Raw genomic sequence first — 20,804 nt, forward strand, 5'->3', positions numbered from 1 at the left:
CTGTCATCTCTTTGCGACAGCTTGTTTACTTTATCATATCTTCCAAATCTTGTCAAGCACTTTTTTCAAAAGTTTTTCAGATTTTCAAGATCCTGTCTAAAGCTGTTTGTTTCTGTCGTTCTGTTCAAGCGACTTGATTACTTTATCATAAGTTCAGTCATTTGTCAACAGTTATTTTAAATTTTCTGAAAACTATTTTATTTTTCAGTATTTCAGAAGCAATTCTTTGCGACAGCTTGTTTACTATACCACTGCCGCAAAGAATCGTCAAGCACTTTTTACAAAAAAAATCATATTTTTTGTACAGGTTATCATTGCTTACTTTTTCAAGTATTATTTCTCTATCTATTTTCACAAACGCAAACATGAAACCTATTTACTCATAATATACCGGATGGCATCCTGAATCTGTCTCACATAGACCAGATTAACCCCATCTGCTTTTTCCACTGAATTTCTGCATACCTCAGGCAGGATCACGGTGTCAAATCCCAGCTTTTTCGCCTCCTGCACTCTCTGCCCCGCCATACTTACGGCACGTACTTCTCCACTAAGTCCGATTTCACCAAAAGCCATCAATTTATCTGGAATTACAATATCCTTCATGCTGGATGCAATTGCCAGACAGATTCCAAGATCAATCGCCGGTTCTGTCATCTTCATACCGCCGGCAATATTTACGTAAGCGTCAGATGAAGCAAGGCGAAGTCCCACCTTCTTCTCCAATACAGCCATCAGAAGATTCACTCTGTTAAAATCTGTTCCCACTGCGGTTCTTCTGGGAATACCAAAATTGCTCTCGCAAACCAACGCCTGGATTTCCACCAGAATCGGACGTGTTCCTTCCATAGAGCAGGCCACTACACATCCAGATGCATTCTCAGGCCGTCCCTCCAGAAGATATTCAGATGGGTTGGAAACCTCCTCAAGACCTGAGCCCTGCATCTCAAATACACCAATCTCATTAGTAGAACCAAACCGGTTTTTTACAGCACGCAGGATTCGATAGGAGGCATGTCTGTCTCCTTCAAAATAGAGCACTGTGTCTACCATGTGCTCCAACACTCTCGGTCCAGCCACGTTCCCCTCCTTGGTAACATGACCAACGATGAAAATCGTGATTCCAAATCCTTTTGCAATCTGCATCAGTACATTGGTAGATTCTCTCACCTGGGAAACACTTCCCGGCGCAGATCCGATTTCTTCGTCAAACATGGTCTGGATGGAATCTATGATTGCTACATCCGGTTTCTTCCGCTCCATCACTTCACGCACTGTATCCAGATTGGTCTCGCATAAAAGCTGAAGATTCTCGTTGAAAGTACCGATACGATTCGCACGAAGCTTGATCTGACGCAGGGATTCCTCTCCAGAAATGTAAAGGACAGAGCTTCCATTCTCTGCCAGATTCCGGCACACCTGTAAAAGAAGGGTGGATTTTCCAATACCCGGATCTCCCCCCACAAGAACCAAAGACCCGGGGACAATGCCGCCCCCGAGTACTCTGTCAAGTTCCCCTATGTTCGTTGTCTGACGTTCATCCTCTTTCAGACTGATCTCCTTCAGAATCACTGGTTCAGACTGCTGCCTGGAAACGGACTTACCGCCTCCTGATGCCTTTTTCCCTGTGGATACAGGTTCTTCCGCAAAAGAATTCCAGGCCTTACATCCAGGGCACTGTCCCATCCATTTCGAGGATTCGTAACCGCACTCCTGGCAAAAATATACCATTTTTTTGTTTTTTAGCATTTTACAATTTTTACATCAACAGCTGAGCCATTTCCAAGCTCTACGCTGAAAGAAAGCTTTCCGCCAAGGTTGGTCTCCATTTTGCCTGTGCTTGCTCCGTCAAGATATACTTCATACTGAGCTTCTGCCTCAAGTTCAACCGTGATCTGTGCATCCTCCGGTCCTTCTACACGAAAACTCATCTGACTTCCATCCTGTGCAAGATCAAATACAGCGGTACCTGGTACGGACTCATAAACAAACATACCATTGCGTTCCAGCTTGGTGATCTCCTTGAATGTTTTTACTTTATACATATCTCCCTGATGGGGATAGTCTGAAACCTTTGATTTCTGGTTTTTCTCATAATCTCCAAAGCTGATGGTACCATTTTCCTCTGTACGGATCAGTTCCTTTACTACTGCCATGATGCTTGTCCTCCCTAAGACTCTTTCGTTATGTTCTCCAGCGGATTTCACCTCGCCAGATCCTTTTCACCGGTTCCCCGATGTTGTACATATTATATAATAAAACTTTTTTCTTTGCCAGTCCCTTACATAAAATTTATAGTAATTTTAGAATATTACTGGTTACTGTTCAAACCTAATATTACTTCACAATAAAACGAATTTCTTTATTTCTATACTGTACCTGCACGATGTCTCCCCGCCTGATCTTACCCTCCAGGAGCTCATTTGCCAGCCGGTCTTCTATCTTGGACTGAATGGCCCGGCGAAGAGGTCTTGCACCGTATTTAGCATCAAATCCGGCTTCTGCAATATAATCTACTGCAGAATTCGTCACATTCAGATGAATATCCATCTGTTCCTCACAACGTTTTTCCAGTGATTTCAGGAGTAGAAGTACAATTTTACGGATTTCCTCCTTATTCAGGGTGTGGAATACCATAATCTCGTCAATTCGATTCAGGAATTCTGGTTTGAAAAGACGGCGCACTTCTTCCATAACGCCGGATTTCATTTTTTCATAATCCTTTTTCTCATCTTTCTGGGAAATAAACCCAAGCTGCTTCGGTTCTACGATTGCCTGTGCGCCCGCATTGGAAGTCATGATAATGATTGTCTGTTTAAAATCCACTTTTCTTCCGTGGGCATCTGTAATATGTCCGTCATCCAGCACCTGAAGCAAAATATTAAACACATCCGGATGTGCTTTCTCGATCTCATCAAAAAGAATAACACTGTATGGATTTCTGCGTACTTTTTCACTGAGCTGTCCGCCCTCATCATATCCCACATATCCTGGCGGAGAACCGATCAGCTTGGAAACACTATGTTTCTCCATATATTCAGACATGTCTACACGAATCATAGCCTGTTCGCTGCCAAATACAGCCTGAGCCAGCGCCTTGGAAAGTTCTGTTTTTCCAACGCCTGTTGGTCCCAGAAACAGGAAAGAACCAATTGGACGGTTCGGATCCTTCAATCCTACACGACCACGTTTTACAGCCTGAGAAACAGCACGAACCGCTTCCTCCTGACCAATCACGCGTTTGTGAAGTTCTTTTTCCAATTGAGCAAGGCGTCTGGTTTCTCCTTCTGTCAATCTTTGTACCGGAATTTTGGTCCAGTCGGATACAATGGAAGCTACGGCTTTTTCGTCCACTTTTCCGGATTTTCTCTGATTCTTCTTTTCTTCTTTTACTTGAAGCTGCTCAAGTCTGGCTTCTGCTTCCTTCTGTTTCTCCTGACATTCTTTGGCAAGACTTAAATAACCAGTTTTGATGGCACGCTCTTTCTCCTGAAGGATTTCCTGAATCTCACGGCTTAAATCCTCAATCTCGGAAGAAGCCTGATATCCGGAAAGCTGTACCTTAGAAGCAGCTTCATCAATCAGGTCGATTGCTTTATCCGGAAGAAATCTGTCGTTAATATAACGTACTGACATTTTAACTGCTGCTTCCAAAGCTTCATCTGATATTTCTACTTTATGATGTCTTTCATAGTATGGGCGAAGTCCTTTCAGGATCTCGTAAGCCTCCTCTTCAGAAGGCTCTTCCACGGTGACCGGCTGGAAGCGTCGCTCCAGAGCAGCATCCTTCTCTATATATTTGCGGTACTCTTCCAGAGTGGTCGCACCTATGAGCTGCAATTCTCCACGGGAAAGAGATGGCTTCAGAATATTGGAAGCGTCAAGGGCTCCTTCTGCTCCGCCAGCTCCAATAATTGTATGAAGCTCATCAATAAACAGAAGAATCCCCTGATTCTCACGTACTTCATCCACGACCTTACGGATACGCTCCTCAAATTCACCTCTGTACTTGCTTCCAGCCACCATTCCAGACAGATCCAACACTACCAGTCGCTTGTCTTTAATCGTCTCCGGAACACTACCTGCAAGAATCCTCTGGGCAAGCCCCTCTGCAATAGCAGTCTTGCCTACCCCAGGTTCTCCTACCAGACATGGATTGTTCTTGGTTCTACGGCTTAAGATCTGGATCAGTCTGCTGATTTCCTTTTCCCTTCCCACAACAGGATCCAGTTTGCCCTCTGCTGCCATCTGGGTCAGATCACGGCTGTACTGGTCAAGTGCCGGTGTCAGGCTGCCTCCGGGATTTTGCATGGCCTTGGCAGCCTGGAACTCTTCCTGAATAGACTCATTGTCATAGCCCATGGCTCCAAGGACTGCTGCATAAAGCTTCTGGATATTCACTCCCATCGTATATAAAAGCCTGGTTCCAACACAGTCCGTCTCGCGGAGCATGGCAAGGAGCAAATGCTCCGTTCCGGCCTTCTCACAGCCAGAATTCTGTGCCTCTGCCACAGCACTTTCCAGAACCTTCTCTGTTCTCGGACTGTATGCCGGCTTCATTTCAATCTCAGTTACATTTCCCACTTCTGCCGGAGTCACCAGCTTGTCGATCAGTTCCACCAGCTTCTTGCCATCTACCTGAAATTCCTCCAGGACTCTTCCGGCAGCGCCTTCTGTCTCACTTAAAAGTCCCAGCAAAAGATGTTCTGTACCAATATAGCCCAGTTCAAAGTCAATGGCTGCTGCCTTTGCCAGTGTCAGGGCTGTCTGAGCCTGTTTCGTAAATTTATTTCGCATTGATCAATTGTTCCTCCTTACGCTAGTGTACAAACAAGTTGATTTCTCGAACAATCTCGCTTTTATTTCTCATATTCATCCAGGATCTCATCTATAAGACTATGCACTTCTTCCCTGGTCACATTATTGCAGCAGCCTCTTGCCAGCGCAACACGCAAATTCTGCTTCAGTTCCTCCATAGCCCTTAATTTATCCACATCCAGGCAGATTACCGCGCCTTTTCTTCTGTCAATGGAGACAAATCCTTCCTGGCGTAACAAGGAATAGGCCTTGTTTACTGTATGCATATTAATTCCAATGGTATCCGCAAGCTGTCTGACAGATGGAAGAGGATCTCCTTCCTGCAGCCGGGATGTGGCAATTCCCATAATGATCTGATTCATCAGCTGGGTATAAAGTGCCTCGTCACTCTGGAAATCTATCTCTATTACCATTTTATCCCTCCCTGTAAAAAACAGTGAATATTACAAAACAAAGGGACCGGAGTCATACTGCCCCGGTCTCTTCCTGTCTTTCGTAATAATCACTTCGTCTAAATATAAGCCATCTGCAAAACTGGCAGCGCTCCCTATTCCTACTGAACCGGTGTCTCAGCTGCCGGTGCTTCTTCTGCCTTTACTTCACCCTCTGATGCCTTAGTCTCCTGAGCTGCTGCCTCAGCAGGCGCACTCTCAGCCGGTGCTGCAGCCGGAGGGATCTCAACACCCAGAATCTTTCCAAGCTGTACTCTGTCAAGGATCAAATTGAATCCCATCGGGTTGATCACAAATGCTTTCGCCTGGTTGATAATGAGACCTGGCAGTTTGGCAAATGGAACCTTGGCTGCCCGAAGCTTCTTGCCTCTTGCAAATTTATCAAATTCCATAACATCTGTAAAAGCCGGCTGAAGAATATCCCCCTGTTTGTTCTTAAGATATGGAATGTTAACCTTGGTCGGGTCTTCCGGATCAGTAGCCATAGCTACCAGGAATTCAGATTTCTTAAGGTTCACGATCAGCTCTTCTTCCATTTCACGAAGGTTCACAGTGCGCTCCTCTTTCTTAATCGGGCGACGGAGCTCCTGCATAAAATAGATACCGGAAAGCTGAAGAGTGGAATTAAAAAGTGGCTGCTTCTTCGGCTCAAGCTGGCTGAAATCTGCCTGTCTGGCAATTCTGGTAAGTTCAACCTCAATCTGATTCTCTCCATCAACCCATACTACACTGTTTACACCGATTGCATAAAGTGTGCCGTAGAATCTTGGGTAGTCTTTCTTCTCATATTTCATTCCCATAAGAAGAATCTTATCCTCTAATTTCTTCTTGCCAAATGCTTTAATCTCCTCTTCTGTGGCAAATACCCACACCTGATCATTAAAGCTCTCTTGATCGCAAATTACATATGGAAGCTTCGTAGCCTGTGAATACGCTACAAAGATTTCGTCTCTTGTCTGTAATTCCTTAATTGCTTCCTGTTCAGTGATTCCCATGTCATTATCCTCTCAGTCCTGGTTTCCTGCTGTCGTATACGAAAATTCTATGAACCTTGTCCTGTCTGGCAGATTTCAAAACATATCGACAAAAACCTAATATAGGTTTTATTTTATAACAAAATTGCAAAAAAGTAAAGTCTAACCGTCAGTGTTTTTATGCAATTTTACCGCGTTCCATACTAGAACGTGTCCCAAAAATCATTTCTTCATGCTGCACGCCCCAATTTTCGGCATATCTTGTCACGCCTGGCATCCACTGATCCGACAAGCCTTCTCTTATTTTGTCATAAATTCTACAATCTTATCAAGCTGTGCCAGCTGGTCTTCTTTCAGGGCAGACTTTACCGTTACCGTCTCTTCATAGATTTCCATATCTTTCATACCGGAAAGGATCTCTTTCATCTGCTTACCTGCAGTAGAAGCCCAGGTACCGTTTTCCAGAACTGCCATTTTTCTCTTCTGCAGATTGTGGGCAGCAAGTTCATGAAGCAGGGTTTCCATCTTCGGGAAAAGTCCTGCATTATAAGTCGGGCAGGCAAATACGATTCTGTCACAGCGGAATGCTTCCGCTACCAGATAGGAGGGATCTGTTACAGAAACATCATAAACCTTCACATTCTTCTCCCCTGCATCTGCCAGTCTGCCTGCCAGAACATCAGCTGCATTCTCCGTATTTCCATAAATGGAGGCATACATAACCACAACATTATGATCTTCAGGTGTATAAGTGCTCCATTTCTGATATTTGTCAATAAACCATCCAAGATCCTCTCTCCAGATAGGACCGTGAAGGGGGCAGATCATGGCGATATCAAGTGTAAGGGCCTTTTTCAGGGCACTCTGAACCGGTCCGCCGTATTTTCCAACAATATTTACCAGATATCTTCTGGCGTCATCCAGCCACTCTTCTTTAAAGTTTACTTCATCTGCAAACACATTTCCATTCAGCGCTCCAAAAGTACCAAAAGCATCTGCGCTGAAAAGCACTTTGTCATATGCATCGTATGTAACCATTGCCTCCGGCCAGTGAACCATGGGGATCATGGCAAACGCAAGGGTATGTTTACCTGTACTGATGGTATCTCCCTCTTTGATCACAACTGCATGGGCGTCCACGTCAAAGGTAAAGAACTGTTTCATCATGTTAAAGGTCTTGGCATTTCCCACAACCTTCACTTCCGGGAATCTTCTTACCACCTCTTCCACAATTGCACAATGATCTGGTTCCATATGGTTTACGATCATATAATCCAAAGGTCTGTTTCCAAGAACATGCTCCAGATTTTCAAAAAACTGTCCGCTCACAGACTTGTCAACTGTATCCAGAAGCACGGTCTGCTCATCCAGGATCACATAAGAGTTGTAGGAAACTCCTCTTGGAATCGGGTAAATATTTTCAAAAAGGGCAAGTCTTCTGTCACTTGCACCGATCCAGTATAAATCTTCGTTTACTTTCTTCACATTGTACATAATGGTTCCTCCTAATGCTTTTGCTAAACAAATTCTGCAACACAGAATTCTCTGACTTTTGTATTTTCATCCTGTCAGGACTTCCATAACCAAAAACAGACAGGAAACACTCTTGTCTCCTGCCTATTTTATACCATTTAATTATGCTTCGTCAATTGCTTTTCCAATATCATGGCGCATATATTTATTTGCAAAAGTGATCCACTCTGTTGCCGCATAGGCATTTTTTCTGGCCTCTTTCAGATTGCTGCCTGTGGCTGTGATTCCTACAACACGTCCACCATTTGTAACGATCTGTCCATCCTTAAACTTGGTTCCGGCATGGAAACAGTAATATCCCTCTTTATCCTTGAAATTCTCAAATCCATACATCGGGATTTCTTTCTCATATTTCACCGGATATCCGTCACTTGCGAGAACTACACAAACAGCGGCATTGTCCTCAAACTGAAGATCGATCTGATCCAGAGTTCCATCAATGCAGGCTTCCATAACTTCTACAATGTCGTTCTTCATACGTGGAAGAACAACCTGTGCTTCCGGATCTCCGAAACGGGCATTGTATTCCAGTACCTTCGGACCATCTGCAGTCAGCATCAGACCAAAGAAAATGATTCCTTTAAATTCTCTTCCTTCAGCAGCCATTGCATCCACAGTTGGCTGATATACATATTTCTTACAGAACTCATCCACCTCTTTTGTGTAGAAAGGACTGGGAGAAAAGGTTCCCATTCCGCCTGTATTTAAGCCCTGGTCACCGTCCTTTGCACGCTTATGATCCTGTGCGGAGGTCATGGTTTTAATTGTTTTTCCATCTACAAAAGAAAGAACGGAAACTTCACGACCAGTCATAAACTCCTCAATAACCATGGTATTTCCGGCGCTTCCAAACTTCTTATCTTCCATGATCTCTTTCACACCAGCTTCTGCCTCCTGAAGATTCTGACAGATCAGAACACCTTTTCCAAGAGCAAGTCCGTCTGCTTTGAGGACGATAGGGAATTTTGCTTCGGTGCGAAGATAAACCAGTGCCTTTTCCGGGTCATCAAAATTCTCGTATGCGGCTGTTGGAATGTTGTATTTCTTCATCAGATCCTTGGAAAATGCCTTAGAGCCTTCCAGGATTGCTGCATTTTTACGAGGTCCGAATACCCGTAAACCACGGGATTCAAACTCGTCTACTATACCGCCTACCAACGGATCATCCATACCGATGATGGTAAGGTCTATCTGATTTTCCTGAGCAAAATCAGCAAGTTTTTCAAATTCCATAGCACCAATGTTCACGCACTCTGCATACTCTGCAATTCCTGCATTTCCCGGTGCACAGTAAATCTTATCTGCCTTAGGGCTTCTGGATACACTCCATGCGATTGCATGCTCTCTTCCGCCGCTTCCTACGATCAGTACTTTCATAATCTCCTCCTTAATCGCTGATAGTCACAATATGATCTTCTACTGAAATCTTTCCATTGGCAATGAGATTAATTGCTTTCGGAAGGATCTTCCACTCTGCCTTTTCCATTACACTTCTCTGAAGAGACTGTGGGGTATCATCCGACTCGATTTTTACTGCTTTCTGCAAAATAATAGGGCCGGTATCTGTACCTGTATCCACGAAATGAACAGTAGCACCTGTTACTTTCACGCCTCTTTTTAAGGCAGCTTCATGAACATGAAGTCCATAGTATCCTACGCCGCAAAAGGATGGAATCAGGGATGGATGGATATTGATGATCTTATTTGGAAATGCCTCCACGATCATAGGTGGAATTGCAACCAGATAGCCTGCAAGAACAATCAGTTCTGCACCGCTTTCCTGCAATTTCTTTAAAAGTGCCTTATGAAATTCTTCACGGTTTTCAAATTCTTTAGGGGAAATACAGACAGCCTCTATACCATGGTTCTTCGCTCTTTCCAGTGCGTAAGCATTTGGATTATTGCTGATCACAAGAGAAACTTCCGCGTTGGTGATCCTGCCGGAATCAATGGCATCCAGAATTGCCTGGAGATTGGTACCGCCTCCTGATACCAGGACAGCAACCTTTAGCATAATGTCACTCCCTTTTCTCCTGCTTCAATACGTCCTACTACGTATGGTGTCTCACCTGCTGCCTTGATTGCTTCCATAGTCTTATCTACATCAGCCGGATCAACTGCCAGAACCATACCAAGTCCCATGTTGTAGGTGTTGTACATCATCTTTTCTTCAATGTCTCCAGTCTTTGCAAGAAGCTTAAAGATCGGAAGCACCGGATAACTGTCTTTCTCAATCACGGCTCTTGTGCCCTCTTTCAGCATACGAGGTACATTCTCATAGAAACCGCCGCCTGTGATATGGCTGCATGCGTGGATCTTAACCCCTGCATCTTTAATGCTCTTAAGAGCTTTTACATAAATCTTGGTTGGTGCGATCAGGGCCTCACCAAGGGTAGTTCCAAGTTCATCATAATATGTGTCCAGAGACTCTTTTGTCATCTCAAACACTTTGCGGACAAGAGAGAAACCATTGCTGTGTACGCCTGAGGATGCCATTCCGATCAGAACATCTCCGGTATTTAAATTCTCTCCCGTAATCAGGTCTTTTTTATCAACAACGCCAACTGCAAATCCAGCCAGGTCATACTCGTCTACCGGATAAAATCCTGGCATCTCAGCAGTTTCGCCGCCGATGAGGGCTGCGCTTGACTGGTAGCAGCCTTCTGCAACGCCTTTTACGATCTCAGCAATCTTCTCCGGATAGTTCTTTCCACAGGCAATGTAGTCCAGGAAGAAAAGAGGTTCTCCGCCTGCACATGCAATATCGTTTACACACATTGCTACACAGTCGATTCCAACAGTGTCATGTTTGTCCATAATAAATGCCAGTTTCAGCTTGGTTCCAACTCCGTCAGTTCCGGAAACCAGTGTAGGCTCTTCCATATCCTTGAAGCTGTTCATGGAAAAAGCACCTGAGAATCCGCCGATTCCTCCAAGTACCTCTGGTCTCATAGTCTTTGCAATATGCTGTTTCATTAATTCTACTGATTTGTATCCTGCCTCAATATCAACGCCCGCGTTCTTGTAATCCATGCCTTTTTCCTCCCAGAATTTTATGGTTTCTATTATGGTGTTTATTATGGTTTTCATAGAAAGATCCTGCCTCGCAGGATTCTTCACCTGCATCAGCAGAAAAGGTTATTCTGCCCCTGCTGTATAATTCTATTTTGTATAAGCCTTATGTCCCACTTCCTGTAATTTCGCATCCTTGGCTTCGACCTGCTCTTTCAGCTCCTGGCTGTAGGCTTTCAGACGTGCAAGAAGCTCAGGATCGGATGTCGCAAGAATCTTCGCTGCAAGAAGACCAGCATTTGCCCCTCCGTTAATTGCAACAGTTGCTACCGGAATGCCGGATGGCATCTGTACAATGGAATACAGGGAATCTCTTCCCCCAAGTGATGTAGTGTGCATAGGAATTCCGATAACCGGCATCGGGAAAATCGCTGCGCACATTCCTGGTAAATGTGCTGCCATACCGGCACCTGCAATGATGACCTTAAATCCTTTTTCCTCAGCTGTCTTCGCATAATCAAAGAACACGTCCGGCTCTCTGTGTGCGGAGATGATACGCATTTCGTAATCAATCCCAAGTTTCTCCAGAATGTCTGCTGCCTTGCTCATTACCGGCATATCTGAATCACTGCCCATTACAATTCCTACTTTTGGCATAATATTCTCCTCTTTTAGTTATATTTAGAACTACCATTCGCGTAAATTCTACTAAGAATAACATTTTCTGTCAATACGATTGAGGCAAAGAAAAATTTTATAGGGCTAATTAATTTTGCTGTTAGATTTTAAACTTTCCTTTATTCCCCAAAAGGTTTATTCAATTCTTCCGTTCCGGCCAGCACAAATCTGCCATCCTCAATAATCGAAATTTTCTCCCCATTCTTTCCAGGAACACAGATGCTTCCCAATTCATCATAAGGAATGGTAATATCTGTATGACAGCCAAAGTACGCCTTGCTTATATCTTCTTTTCTCAAAATGGAGATTTCATTATCTCTTGCAATGATCTCTTTTCCATCCGGATTGTACACGGCAGTATCCTCAGACCAGCTGTAACAGGTATCACCTACTGCAAAATGGGGGCCCATTTTTTCTGCGATCAGAATAGGCAGCTTATCTGCAATATTGTATTTCTTCGCAGCTACATAAGCCGTAGTATTCGTTCCGATTGCAAATTCACCCATTGGAAGTGTTGGATGATGGAACAGGATATTATCCTCAATATATTTTTTATTCTCTTCTTCATTTTCAAAATTCCCGCAGGAATAGGATGTAATTTTTCCATCTTTAAATTCAAGCTTCAGATCACGGAACTGAAGACCTTCCAGATATACCTGGCTTACATGAAGAAGACCGTCTGTTCCGGAAAGGACCGGGGAAGTAAACACTTCACCAACGGGAATATTTACATCCGCTACACAGTTCTCGAAATTGGACTGCTTCGCCGGGTCGGTAAGAGTGTGCAAATGTATCCTGAGATCTGTTTCATTTGCTCCTTTTCCCTTTACAGATACCCATTCTGCGGTATCCAGAGTATCGATAAGGGTCTGCTGGATTTTCTGGTAAAGCTGGTAATCCAGGGTGTTGATTTTCACGATCTGGCGGAAAATCTCCTCATAATCACCGCCGATCTCAGGGACCGGATATGCAATAATGGTAAAACTTCTCTCATCACCTTTAATGTAGCGGTTTGTAATCTGTCCAGCTTCATTTTGCATCTCAATTTCCAGCTTCTGCTGGGCATCACTGAACTGCCATGCCTCTTTTACACTCACCGGTGAAAACGGAGCTTCCCCAAATACCTCAATGCAGGCTGGACCAGCGTGAACATACGCCAGCTCCTTATATTTCTCATAGGAAGTCTGCAGGGCACGAAGGCGCTTCTGCACAAAATCCTGATCCAGAAAAAGTGCCCCGTCCTGTCGATGATCATAGTCAAACTGCGGGTTTGCAACAGCGCCTGTATAGCCAATTCTATAAGAGCCGCGCCTGTTTACCGCATGGGTCGGATAGCGATATATAACTGGCTTCAGCCCCATCTCCTCAAACTGAAGAATTGCCGCTTTTACCATACGTTCAAAACCAAGGTTGTAGCGGATATTGACTGTTTTCTTTTTGCTCAGGTCTTTGTGTCCATTTACAAATCCCAAACGGTAGCCCTCCGTATAGGTTCTTGCGCAGGAATCGATTTCTTCCTGGGAAAGACCGTTAAGAAATGCAGCCACTCCAAGTTCATTCTCTGTAATGTATTCTCCAAACAGATACAGGTAACGAAAGTCTGAAATATCAGAACGCATGATAATTTTTGCCGCAAAATCCAGCTCCGGGTCCACGCACTCTCTAGTGCGGTACTCTATCATATCCTGGCAGTAATCATTTGCATAGGAATTTAAAATCCCCCTCAATTCTTCCTCTGTAGGAACCTCTTCCTGAGCAAAAGCGCCATAAACTTCCAGAAAAAGCTCCAGAAGCACAGTTATGTCCCACAGCCTCTTTTCAAAGGCATAGACCACAATACCACGCAGCTCTGCATACAGGAAAGAAAAGTCTTTTCCGTATTCCCCAAGCTTTTCACAAGCATAAACCGGATTTCCGTAGCTGTTTCTATAATTTTCCGGAAGGATATCTGCATACAGATCACGATTCAGTTCTTTCCATTCATCTATAGATAAGTCAGCCGCATCTGCAAGTTTCCTTGGTTCCCTGGCTTCTCCCAAAAATACAACGCCATCCATAATTTCCACATTTTTTTCAAGAAAAGCAGCTGTTTTCTGGAAAAAGTCCAGATATGGCATCTGTACTGCTTTCTCCTCTTTGATCTCACATACTCTTTCTTTTGCAAGAGCATAACGTTCCATCAGTAATTCGTCCACACGTTTCCCTCACTTTTCATTTTTTTATACGAAGCTATCCGTCACGGCACCGACAGCGCCTGTTTGAATAATTTTTTCCGCGATCAGCACACTTCTTATTCTTTTTTGGACATATCATCGATCACATGTCCTTTTTCTACATGCTGGTCAATCAATTCCTGCATATATTCCCAGATTTTTGGTGCTCCCTCACCAGTACGGCGGTTTCGTGTGTAAATCTGACTTTTCTTCACGCCATGCTCTACCCAGCTGATTCCATCTGTAGCATTGTTCAGAAAAAGTGGCTGACTGTTGTCCAGCATGTGCGCATATTTGGCCTCTGGTGTTTCATAAGCTTCGAACTCTTCCCAAAGATCATAAAGCCATTTTCCCTGGTCTTCTGGAAGAAGGCCGTAAATGCGCTGTGCAGCAGCTTCTTCTCTTGTATGCTGGGTAGCTCCCCCAACAGCGTCATAAGCATAGGTATCTCCGGCATCAATCTCTACCAGATCGTGAATCAGTACCATAGGAATGACTTTGGAAAGATCAACTTCCTCTGGTGCATATTCTTTCAAAAGTACTGCCATAAGTGCCAGATGCCAGGAATGTTCTGCATCGTTTTCCTTGCGTTTTCCATCCGCCAGATAGGTCTGACGCATAATATTTTTCACTTTATCTGCTTCCAGAATAAAGTCTAATTGCTTTTTTAAACGTTCATCCATATATATTCCCCTTTCCCCTGTCTGATCAATTATTATTGCTTTCAAACGTATTTCCGCAATACATACGCCGTGCTCTACAATCCAGTCAGGTATACTCCGATCCACACAATCAGAAACAATCCATTGCTGATCGAACCGATAATACTGGTTTTATGGCTTCTGCCCTCCTCAGAAAAGCTGAGCAGTCCCATAATAAATCCGTATACGGAAAGAAGGGTGGCAAATAAACCCACTCCTCCTACCAGAAACCCAAAGCTGTCATCCAAAAGATACGCCAGGACAACAGCCGTTATAAACAACAAAAAGGACGCTGCCGCCAGACCGGCAGACAGCTTCCCTTTTTTCGCTTCTTTTTTCTTTGTAAATGAATATCTATATCTTCTTGCCATAATGGAACTTTCTCCTAAATGGACATGTCTGCCCACGCAGGCATGTCAAAATATGAAAGTCAGCTGCTGCCATACAATATCCATAAATCCGCTTAGGTAAGCATGGCTCATTCATGGCTGCTATCCAGGACTTTCCTTCGAATATGATTGCAGATGAAAAAAAGAACATACCCCAAGGTTGCCCCCAGGGTGTTCAAAATCATATCATCCACATCAAAACAGCCAACCTTCGTGACCAGCTGGATCACTTCCACAGTCAGACTTAATATAAATCCTGATACACAGATGAGAAAACCGCTGTTCATTCTTCGGAAAATAACAGGAAGGATAAACCCGAAAGGCAGGAAGCCTATCACATTTCCGAATATGTTGGAAAATACTGCAAATGTGCCAAGCTGCTCCCGGTATATCCAGAACCTTCTGATTTCCACAAAGGGAATCAGATTATACCTGTATACCCGTTGCGCCTCTGCCGCCCTGCCATATTCCTCTGAAAAGAACAGAAAATAGACAAGAAAGATTATATAGATGGCGAACAGCAGGATTCCCATACGGCGAATTAAATTCTTCGTTTCCTTTTTCAAAAAAATCCCCTTAAATCATCATATCGGATTTGCCCTTCAGAAGTCTGGCACCGTTCACGATCATGAGAATACCAGTGGACACACCTGTCACCAGTGTGATGATCCCGAGTGCAATACTTCCAGCGCCCACGCCAGATACGATTTTATAAAGCTTTTCACTCATCAGCATTTCCTCCTTTTATCATTATGCCGCCAGTTGCCGCAGCACACTTTCAGAATTTTTAATGCTGCATAAAATTTTCTTATTCTGCGCCGTACTGCTCATAGTATGCATCAATAGCAGCTTTTAATGTGTCATCAATGATGACTTTCCCTTTATACTCTTTGTTGTAAAGATGCTCTACCACCTCTGCCATAGTTACAATAGCAGTTGTCTTAAGGCCATATTTCTCCTCAATCTCCTTTAAAGCGCTCTTGGTACCCTGTCCGCGCTCCATACGATCTACAGAAACCACAAGACCGATTGGAGAAACATCACCCTGGGCTTTGATGATCGGCAGCGTCTCCTGAATAGAAGTTCCGGCTGTCGTAACATCCTCGATGATCACAACCTTATCTCCGTCCTCAATCGGGCTTCCAAGAAGAATTCCCTTATCCCCATGATCCTTTACCTCTTTACGATTGGAGCAATAGCGGATATCCTTGCCATACTCCTCGCTGATTGCCATTGTCGCTGCAACAGTCAGCGGAATTCCCTTGTATGCAGGTCCAAAAAGCACATCAAAATCCAGACCGAATTTGCTTTCAATTGCTTTTGCATAATACTGTCCTAATTTTCTTAACTGAGCTCCTGTACGATAAAATCCTGTGTTTACAAAAAACGGAGTCTTTCTTCCGGATTTGGTTACGAAATCTCCAAATTTCAATACATTGCAATCAATCATAAACTCAATAAATTCCTGTTTATACTGTTCCATTTTTATCCTCCTCGTATATGGGCTGTATCTGTTATTGGTCTTTCTTAAATCATATTTGAAAAAACTCTTGCATACGCCGGTTTCAAAGCAAAGCCCAGTTACATTATTGTTCACTCCATGATCTGTAATGTAACCGCTTCGCGCTCTCTTTATAGTAGCACAAAATATGGGCGTGGTCAAAATCTCTTTTAAACCGCGAAGTAAAACCTATTTCAGTGTCACTGTTCACTCCGTTCACAGTAACACGCTTCGCGATGCACAGAAATCATGCATTCGCATGATTTCGCACCACACTTCTCGGGTTTTCTGTGAACTACGTTCACGAAAAACACCTCGCGGAATGTCACCAGTGAACAGTAACCTATTTCACACATCCAATCAGCTCATTAATATCTTCCACTTTCTGTCTCTCAAGGAATGCAGCCATACCATCCACAACCTCCTGAGTAGTGTATGGATTGATGAAATTTGCAGTTCCTACAGATACTGCGGTGGCGCCCGCCATAATAAATTCCAGGGCATCTTCAGCACTTGCAATTCCACCCATTCCGATGATTGGGATCTTCACTGCATTTGCCACCTGATAAACCATACGCACTGCCACAGGCTTCACAGCCGGACCGGACATACCGCCTGTTTTATTTGCCAGTGCAAACGTTCTGCGGTTAATATCAATCTTCATTCCGGTAATGGTGTTAATAAGGGAAACCACATCTGCACCGCCTGCTTCTGCTGCCCTTGCCATCTCTGTAATATCTGTTACATTAGGACTCAGCTTCATAATCACCGGCTGTCTGGCATATTTTTTTACTTCTCTTGTAATGGCCTCCAGAGCCTTGGGATTCTGTCCAAAGGCAATGCCGCCTTCCTTTACATTCGGGCAGGATACATTGATCTCCAGCATATCTACAGGCTCATTTCCAAGACGTTCCACAACCTCACAGTAGTCCTCTGTGGTCTTTCCGCATACATTTACAATGATCTTCGTATCGAATTTCTTCAGAAATGGAATATCTCTCTCACAGAAAACATCGATTCCAGGATTCTGAAGACCGATAGCATTCAGCATTCCTCCTGTGGTCTCTGCTACACGGGGTGTAGGATTTCCAGGCCACGGCACATTTGCCACGCCTTTTGTCACGACTGCACCAAGATTATTCAAATCTACAAATTCACTGTATTCCGCACCGGAACCAAATGTTCCAGATGCAGTCATTACTGGATTTTTCAGAGTCACTCCTGCAAGATTTACGCTCATTTTGCTCATAACTCCACCTCCGTACTTCTGAACACCGGACCGTCTTTACATACGCGCTTATTGTGTACATGAGAATGGGCATCCGTTTCTGTGGACTGGCATACACAGCCAAGGCAGGCACCGATACCACATGCCATGCGCTCTTCCATGGAAACCCAGCAGGGGATTCCCTTCTCCAGTGCATAGGCCTTGATGGCGCGAAGCATAGGCTTAGGACCACAGGCAAAAATCACGTCTGCTTCCAGGTCATTCCCCCGGATCGCATCCATTACATTTCCTTTGGTTCCGGCAGAGCCGTCTTCTGTTGCAATGTATACCTCACCATTTTTTTCAAATTCCTCATTTAAAAACAGCTCATCACGATAGCCAAGAACTGCAATCTTCTTAGCATCCAGCTGCTTCATGGTCTCCAGCATAGGCGGAACACCGATTCCTCCGCCCATAAGGAATACCCTCCTGCCAGCAGCCTCTTCCAGCGGAAATCCATTTCCAAGAGGTCCAAGAAGTTCAAGCTGTGCACCTGCATGCAGTCTGGAAAAGCTTTCTGTACCTGTTTTCGGACCTGTTACACGATAGACAAGGCGAAGTGCACCTTTTTCTTTATCAATCTCACAAAGACTGATAGGACGTGGCAGCAGTTTGCTTCCATCCTGTGTATAAACGGAAACAAACTGTCCCGGCTTCGCATTCCCTGCAATGGTCTTTGTCTGAATCCACATGCTGTAAATGTCTTTTCCAATACATTCCTGGCTGAGGACTGTACAGGTTTCTTTTACCTTTGTACCCATTTTCTTCCTCCTAGCGGTTCTCAAGTGCAGTGCTGATATCAAGAATCATGTCTTTCACTGCCTGACGGGAAGCATCTGCATAGTTCGCTTCACCAAACTTTGCGTATTTCTCCTGCTTGTAAGCTGCAATAATTCCTCTGGAGGAGTTTACGATAGCGCCAAGACCATCTTTGTTAAAGAAATGTACAAGATCTGCACCCTTACCACCCTGTGCACCATATCCTGGTACCAGAATAAAGGTTTTTGGCATAAGTTTTCTTAATACTTTGCCCATTTCCGGATAGGTAGCACCTACAACTGCGCCTACATAGCTGTAACCGTCTCCCATAAGCTCATCTCCCCATTTGGCAACTTTCTCACCAACCCACTCATAGAGAGGACGTTTTTCAATTATTCTGTCCTGGAACTCACCGCTGGACGGATTGGAGGTCTTAACCAGAACAAAAATTCCTTTTTTCTCTTCTTTACAAACATCCATGAAAGGCTTCACTCCGTCTGTTCCAAGATATGGGTTTACAGTTGCAAAATCCTCATTAAATGGAACATAAGTCTTGCTTCCTACCTGAACCTTTCCAAGATGTCCAACGGCATAAGCTGCAGATGTGGAACCGATATCACCACGTTTAATATCTCCAATTACTACAAGGTCTTTTTCCTTGCAATAATCTACAGTACGCTTGTAAGCCATAAGTCCCGGAATTCCAAACTGTTCATACATAGCGATCTGCGGCTTCACAGCAGGAATCAGATCATATGTGGCATCCACAATTCCTTTATTGTACTGCCAGATTGCTTCTGCAGCACCTTCCAGCGTCTCTCCGAATTCCTTGAATGCAGCTTCCTGGATCTGCTTCGGAATATAATTCAGCATTGGGTCAAGGCCTACTACAATAGGGGCTCCTGTTTTCTTGATATTGGCAATAAGTTTGTTGATCATGGGTGTTTCCTCCTTAATATGTTTTCCTGGAAATTTCATTTTTTTCTTATTTATCAGCAGAATCCTTGTACACAATCTTACCATCGCAAATAGTGTATAGAATCTTTCCTTTCACCTCTTTGCCCTCAAATGGGGTGTTTTTGCCTTTGGAAACAAAGTCTGCTTTGTGAATGGTATATGGATTCTTAATGTCCGCGATTATCACATCTGCCGGATGTCCTTTCTGTAAGGTTCCACATGGCAGGTTCAGAATCTGAGCCGGATTGTAGCTCATCTTCTCTACAAGCTGGGAAAGAGTGAGGATTCCAGTCTCTACAAGAGCGGTGTAACTAAGTGCAAAGCTGGTCTCGATTCCCACAATTCCGAAAGCTGCGGTTCTCATGGAACCGGTTTTGTCTTTCTGGGTGTGTGGGGCATGATCCGTGCTGATTACCTGAATGTAGCCCTCTTTCAGACCTTCAATCAGCGCATCCACATCTTTCCTGGTACGGAGAGGCGGATTCATTTTATAGTTTGGATCATCTCTTTCAATATCATCAGATGTGAGTATAAAATGATGGGGGCAAACTTCTGCTGTTACATTCTCAATGCCTTCTGCCTTTAACATTTTCATCATAATTGCAACACCTTTTGTAGAACAGTGGCAAAGGTGCAGCTTAGCGCCTGTCTCAATGGCAAGCAAAGAATCTCTTGCCGCAATGGTATCTTCTGTAGAATTGCAGATTCCCGGAAGCCCAAGGCGTTTGGCGTTCTCATCCTCATTCATGCAGCCGTTTCCACGAAGAGACATATCCTCACAGTGATCAAAAATAGGAAGTCCGGCTTTCACGGCTTCTTCCATCGCCTGCTTGCAAAGGCTTGCTTTCATAACAGATTTACCATCTTCGGAAAGAACAGGTACTCCTGCTGCTGCCATGCCTGCAATATCAGAAAGCTCTTCCCCAAGTTCTCCCTTTGTCATGGCTCCTGCCTGGAGCACATGAATAGCGGAAACCTGCGCAGCTTTATTTTTCACATAGTTTGCACGGTCAGGGCTGTCAATAACCGGTGTGGTGTTCGGCATCGCCACTACAGTAGTCACACCGCCTCTTGCAGCTGCATGGGAACCGGTTTCAATGTCTTCCTTCTCCGTCTGTCCAGGATCACGAAAATGTACGTGAAGATCCACAAGGCCTGGCATTACTACCAGTCCCTTAGCGTCTATAATCTTGTCATCTTTATCCTTTGCTTCCAGCTTCTCTCCCACTTTTTGGATTACGCCGTCGTCCAGATAAACATCCGCAATTTTATCAATCTGAGCAGCCGCATCCACAACACGTCCGCCTCGAATCAGAATACCCATTTGGTTCTCTCCCTTCTGGTATAACGTAAACTTTATCACAACCTATCATACACGAATTTTTTCATTTAATAAAGAGTTTTTTTCCCTTCCGGCATTTTTCCTTATATCTTCCACCCAATTATATTTTTTGTTGCACAATTTTAATTATCCTGTCAAGCGTTTTTGAAAATGTCCTAAAATAATTGAAGTATTAGCCCCGGCTTTTTGCTGGGGCTTGTTATATTGA

At 44.1% G+C, this 20,804-nt stretch carries 21 protein-coding genes; all 21 read right to left on the reverse strand.

Translation table 11 applies throughout. From position 1 onward, the window contains the following. Positions 1 to 372 precede the first annotated feature (372 nt). Positions 373 to 1,749 (reverse strand): DNA repair protein RadA, encoded by a 1,377-nt coding sequence (radA, locus tag ACESTK_RS19750; protein ID WP_373120581.1) that lies wholly within the window; start codon positions 1,747 to 1,749, stop codon positions 373 to 375. Then, positions 1,743 to 2,156, reverse strand: coding sequence for an endosialidase (locus ACESTK_RS19755; protein WP_148462737.1), 414 nt, complete (start codon positions 2,154 to 2,156; stop codon positions 1,743 to 1,745). The genes radA and ACESTK_RS19755 overlap by 7 nt, the downstream gene beginning before the upstream one ends. Before the next feature lie 181 nt (positions 2,157 to 2,337). Further along, a complete protein-coding gene (locus ACESTK_RS19760) occupies positions 2,338 to 4,797 on the reverse strand; it encodes an ATP-dependent Clp protease ATP-binding subunit (RefSeq protein WP_373120583.1) in 2,460 nt (819 codons plus the stop codon). 62 nt (positions 4,798 to 4,859) lie between these two features. Next, positions 4,860 to 5,231 (reverse strand): GntR family transcriptional regulator, encoded by a 372-nt coding sequence (locus tag ACESTK_RS19765; protein ID WP_118579020.1) that lies wholly within the window; start codon positions 5,229 to 5,231, stop codon positions 4,860 to 4,862. 140 nt (positions 5,232 to 5,371) lie between these two features. Beyond that, positions 5,372 to 6,265, reverse strand: a complete 894-nt coding sequence (locus tag ACESTK_RS19770; RefSeq protein WP_195477767.1) for an SseB family protein — start codon at positions 6,263 to 6,265, stop codon at positions 5,372 to 5,374. A 157-nt stretch (positions 6,266 to 6,422) separates the two neighbouring features. Further along, positions 6,423 to 6,521: a DUF6783 domain-containing protein gene (locus tag ACESTK_RS19775; RefSeq protein ID WP_368369533.1), complete on the reverse strand. Its 99-nt coding sequence runs from the start codon at positions 6,519 to 6,521 to the stop codon at positions 6,423 to 6,425. A 23-nt stretch (positions 6,522 to 6,544) separates the two neighbouring features. Continuing rightward, a complete protein-coding gene (locus ACESTK_RS19780) occupies positions 6,545 to 7,738 on the reverse strand; it encodes an FprA family A-type flavoprotein (protein ID WP_373120584.1) in 1,194 nt (397 codons plus the stop codon). A 141-nt stretch (positions 7,739 to 7,879) separates the two neighbouring features. Beyond that, complete coding sequence (gene purD / locus ACESTK_RS19785; RefSeq protein WP_148462741.1) at positions 7,880 to 9,154, reverse strand: phosphoribosylamine--glycine ligase; 1,275 nt, start codon at positions 9,152 to 9,154, stop codon at positions 7,880 to 7,882. Positions 9,155 to 9,164: 10 nt separating this feature from the next. After that, positions 9,165 to 9,791 carry a phosphoribosylglycinamide formyltransferase gene (gene purN, locus ACESTK_RS19790; protein WP_118579026.1) on the reverse strand — a complete coding sequence of 209 codons (627 nt, stop codon included), beginning with the start codon at positions 9,789 to 9,791 and terminating at the stop codon, positions 9,165 to 9,167. Then, on the reverse strand, positions 9,785 to 10,810 hold the full coding sequence (gene purM, locus ACESTK_RS19795) for a phosphoribosylformylglycinamidine cyclo-ligase (RefSeq protein WP_373120585.1): 1,026 nt from the start codon (positions 10,808 to 10,810) through the stop codon (positions 9,785 to 9,787). The genes purN and purM overlap by 7 nt, the downstream gene beginning before the upstream one ends. A 129-nt stretch (positions 10,811 to 10,939) precedes the next feature. Beyond that, positions 10,940 to 11,446, reverse strand: a complete 507-nt coding sequence (gene purE, locus ACESTK_RS19800; RefSeq protein ID WP_118579028.1) for a 5-(carboxyamino)imidazole ribonucleotide mutase — start codon at positions 11,444 to 11,446, stop codon at positions 10,940 to 10,942. Positions 11,447 to 11,586: 140 nt separating this feature from the next. After that, the gene (locus ACESTK_RS19805; protein WP_373120588.1) at positions 11,587 to 13,647 is read right to left on the reverse strand and encodes an aminopeptidase; all 2,061 of its coding nucleotides are present in this window, start codon (positions 13,645 to 13,647) and stop codon (positions 11,587 to 11,589) included. 110 nt (positions 13,648 to 13,757) lie between these two features. After that, positions 13,758 to 14,363 carry an HD domain-containing protein gene (locus tag ACESTK_RS19810; protein ID WP_215660470.1) on the reverse strand — a complete coding sequence of 202 codons (606 nt, stop codon included), beginning with the start codon at positions 14,361 to 14,363 and terminating at the stop codon, positions 13,758 to 13,760. Positions 14,364 to 14,437: 74 nt separating this feature from the next. Continuing rightward, the gene (locus ACESTK_RS19815; protein WP_118579034.1) at positions 14,438 to 14,752 is read right to left on the reverse strand and encodes a DUF6142 family protein; all 315 of its coding nucleotides are present in this window, start codon (positions 14,750 to 14,752) and stop codon (positions 14,438 to 14,440) included. Between the two features lie 107 nt (positions 14,753 to 14,859). Next, entirely contained in the window at positions 14,860 to 15,336 is a 477-nt protein-coding gene (locus ACESTK_RS19820) for a VanZ family protein (RefSeq protein WP_270431018.1), read from the reverse strand. Positions 15,337 to 15,346: 10 nt separating this feature from the next. Further along, on the reverse strand, positions 15,347 to 15,499 hold the full coding sequence (locus tag ACESTK_RS19825; RefSeq protein WP_173717277.1) for a hypothetical protein: 153 nt from the start codon (positions 15,497 to 15,499) through the stop codon (positions 15,347 to 15,349). Between the two features lie 79 nt (positions 15,500 to 15,578). Continuing rightward, complete coding sequence (gene pyrE / locus ACESTK_RS19830; protein ID WP_118579037.1) at positions 15,579 to 16,253, reverse strand: orotate phosphoribosyltransferase; 675 nt, start codon at positions 16,251 to 16,253, stop codon at positions 15,579 to 15,581. A gap of 361 nt (positions 16,254 to 16,614) precedes the next feature. Next, the gene (locus ACESTK_RS19835; RefSeq protein WP_118579040.1) at positions 16,615 to 17,520 is read right to left on the reverse strand and encodes a dihydroorotate dehydrogenase; all 906 of its coding nucleotides are present in this window, start codon (positions 17,518 to 17,520) and stop codon (positions 16,615 to 16,617) included. Next, positions 17,517 to 18,299, reverse strand: a complete 783-nt coding sequence (locus ACESTK_RS19840; protein WP_195699890.1) for a dihydroorotate dehydrogenase electron transfer subunit — start codon at positions 18,297 to 18,299, stop codon at positions 17,517 to 17,519. The genes ACESTK_RS19835 and ACESTK_RS19840 overlap by 4 nt, the downstream gene beginning before the upstream one ends. A 10-nt stretch (positions 18,300 to 18,309) precedes the next feature. Beyond that, positions 18,310 to 19,236: an orotidine-5'-phosphate decarboxylase gene (gene pyrF, locus ACESTK_RS19845; protein WP_173770350.1), complete on the reverse strand. Its 927-nt coding sequence runs from the start codon at positions 19,234 to 19,236 to the stop codon at positions 18,310 to 18,312. 46 nt (positions 19,237 to 19,282) lie between these two features. Next, entirely contained in the window at positions 19,283 to 20,578 is a 1,296-nt protein-coding gene (locus ACESTK_RS19850; RefSeq protein WP_373120586.1) for a dihydroorotase, read from the reverse strand. Positions 20,579 to 20,804: the final 226 nt, after the last annotated feature.

Origin of the sequence: Ruminococcus sp. Marseille-P328, assembly GCF_964249465.1 — a bacterium.
GTDB classification, from domain to species: domain Bacteria; phylum Bacillota; class Clostridia; order Lachnospirales; family Lachnospiraceae; genus Blautia_A; species Blautia_A faecis.

Bases quoted from the DNA above. Each gene is read 5' to 3' on its own strand.
- ACESTK_RS19835 (WP_118579040.1), bottom strand. From the start codon at position 17,520: ATGAGCAAAATGAGCGTAAATCTTGCAGGAGTGACTCTGAAAAATCCA.
- ACESTK_RS19770 (WP_195477767.1), bottom strand. From the start codon at position 6,265: ATGGGAATCACTGAACAGGAAGCAATTAAGGAATTACAGACAAGAGAC.
- ACESTK_RS19780 (WP_373120584.1), bottom strand. From the start codon at position 7,738: ATGTACAATGTGAAGAAAGTAAACGAAGATTTATACTGGATCGGTGCA.
- ACESTK_RS19810 (WP_215660470.1), bottom strand. From the start codon at position 14,363: ATGGATGAACGTTTAAAAAAGCAATTAGACTTTATTCTGGAAGCAGAT.
- ACESTK_RS19765 (WP_118579020.1), bottom strand. From the start codon at position 5,231: ATGGTAATAGAGATAGATTTCCAGAGTGACGAGGCACTTTATACCCAG.
- pyrE (WP_118579037.1), bottom strand. From the start codon at position 16,253: ATGGAACAGTATAAACAGGAATTTATTGAGTTTATGATTGATTGCAAT.
- ACESTK_RS19760 (WP_373120583.1), bottom strand. From the start codon at position 4,797: ATGCGAAATAAATTTACGAAACAGGCTCAGACAGCCCTGACACTGGCA.
- purN (WP_118579026.1), bottom strand. From the start codon at position 9,791: ATGCTAAAGGTTGCTGTCCTGGTATCAGGAGGCGGTACCAATCTCCAG.
- ACESTK_RS19815 (WP_118579034.1), bottom strand. From the start codon at position 14,752: ATGGCAAGAAGATATAGATATTCATTTACAAAGAAAAAAGAAGCGAAA.
- purE (WP_118579028.1), bottom strand. From the start codon at position 11,446: ATGCCAAAAGTAGGAATTGTAATGGGCAGTGATTCAGATATGCCGGTA.
- ACESTK_RS19850 (WP_373120586.1), bottom strand. From the start codon at position 20,578: ATGGGTATTCTGATTCGAGGCGGACGTGTTGTGGATGCGGCTGCTCAG.
- ACESTK_RS19805 (WP_373120588.1), bottom strand. From the start codon at position 13,647: ATGGAACGTTATGCTCTTGCAAAAGAAAGAGTATGTGAGATCAAAGAG.
- ACESTK_RS19840 (WP_195699890.1), bottom strand. From the start codon at position 18,299: ATGGGTACAAAGGTAAAAGAAACCTGTACAGTCCTCAGCCAGGAATGT.
- ACESTK_RS19825 (WP_173717277.1), bottom strand. From the start codon at position 15,499: ATGAGTGAAAAGCTTTATAAAATCGTATCTGGCGTGGGCGCTGGAAGT.
- pyrF (WP_173770350.1), bottom strand. From the start codon at position 19,236: ATGATCAACAAACTTATTGCCAATATCAAGAAAACAGGAGCCCCTATT.
- purM (WP_373120585.1), bottom strand. From the start codon at position 10,810: ATGGATTACAAGAACGCGGGCGTTGATATTGAGGCAGGATACAAATCA.
- purD (WP_148462741.1), bottom strand. From the start codon at position 9,154: ATGAAAGTACTGATCGTAGGAAGCGGCGGAAGAGAGCATGCAATCGCA.
- ACESTK_RS19775 (WP_368369533.1), bottom strand. From the start codon at position 6,521: ATGCCAGGCGTGACAAGATATGCCGAAAATTGGGGCGTGCAGCATGAA.
- ACESTK_RS19755 (WP_148462737.1), bottom strand. From the start codon at position 2,156: ATGGCAGTAGTAAAGGAACTGATCCGTACAGAGGAAAATGGTACCATC.
- radA (WP_373120581.1), bottom strand. From the start codon at position 1,749: ATGCTAAAAAACAAAAAAATGGTATATTTTTGCCAGGAGTGCGGTTAC.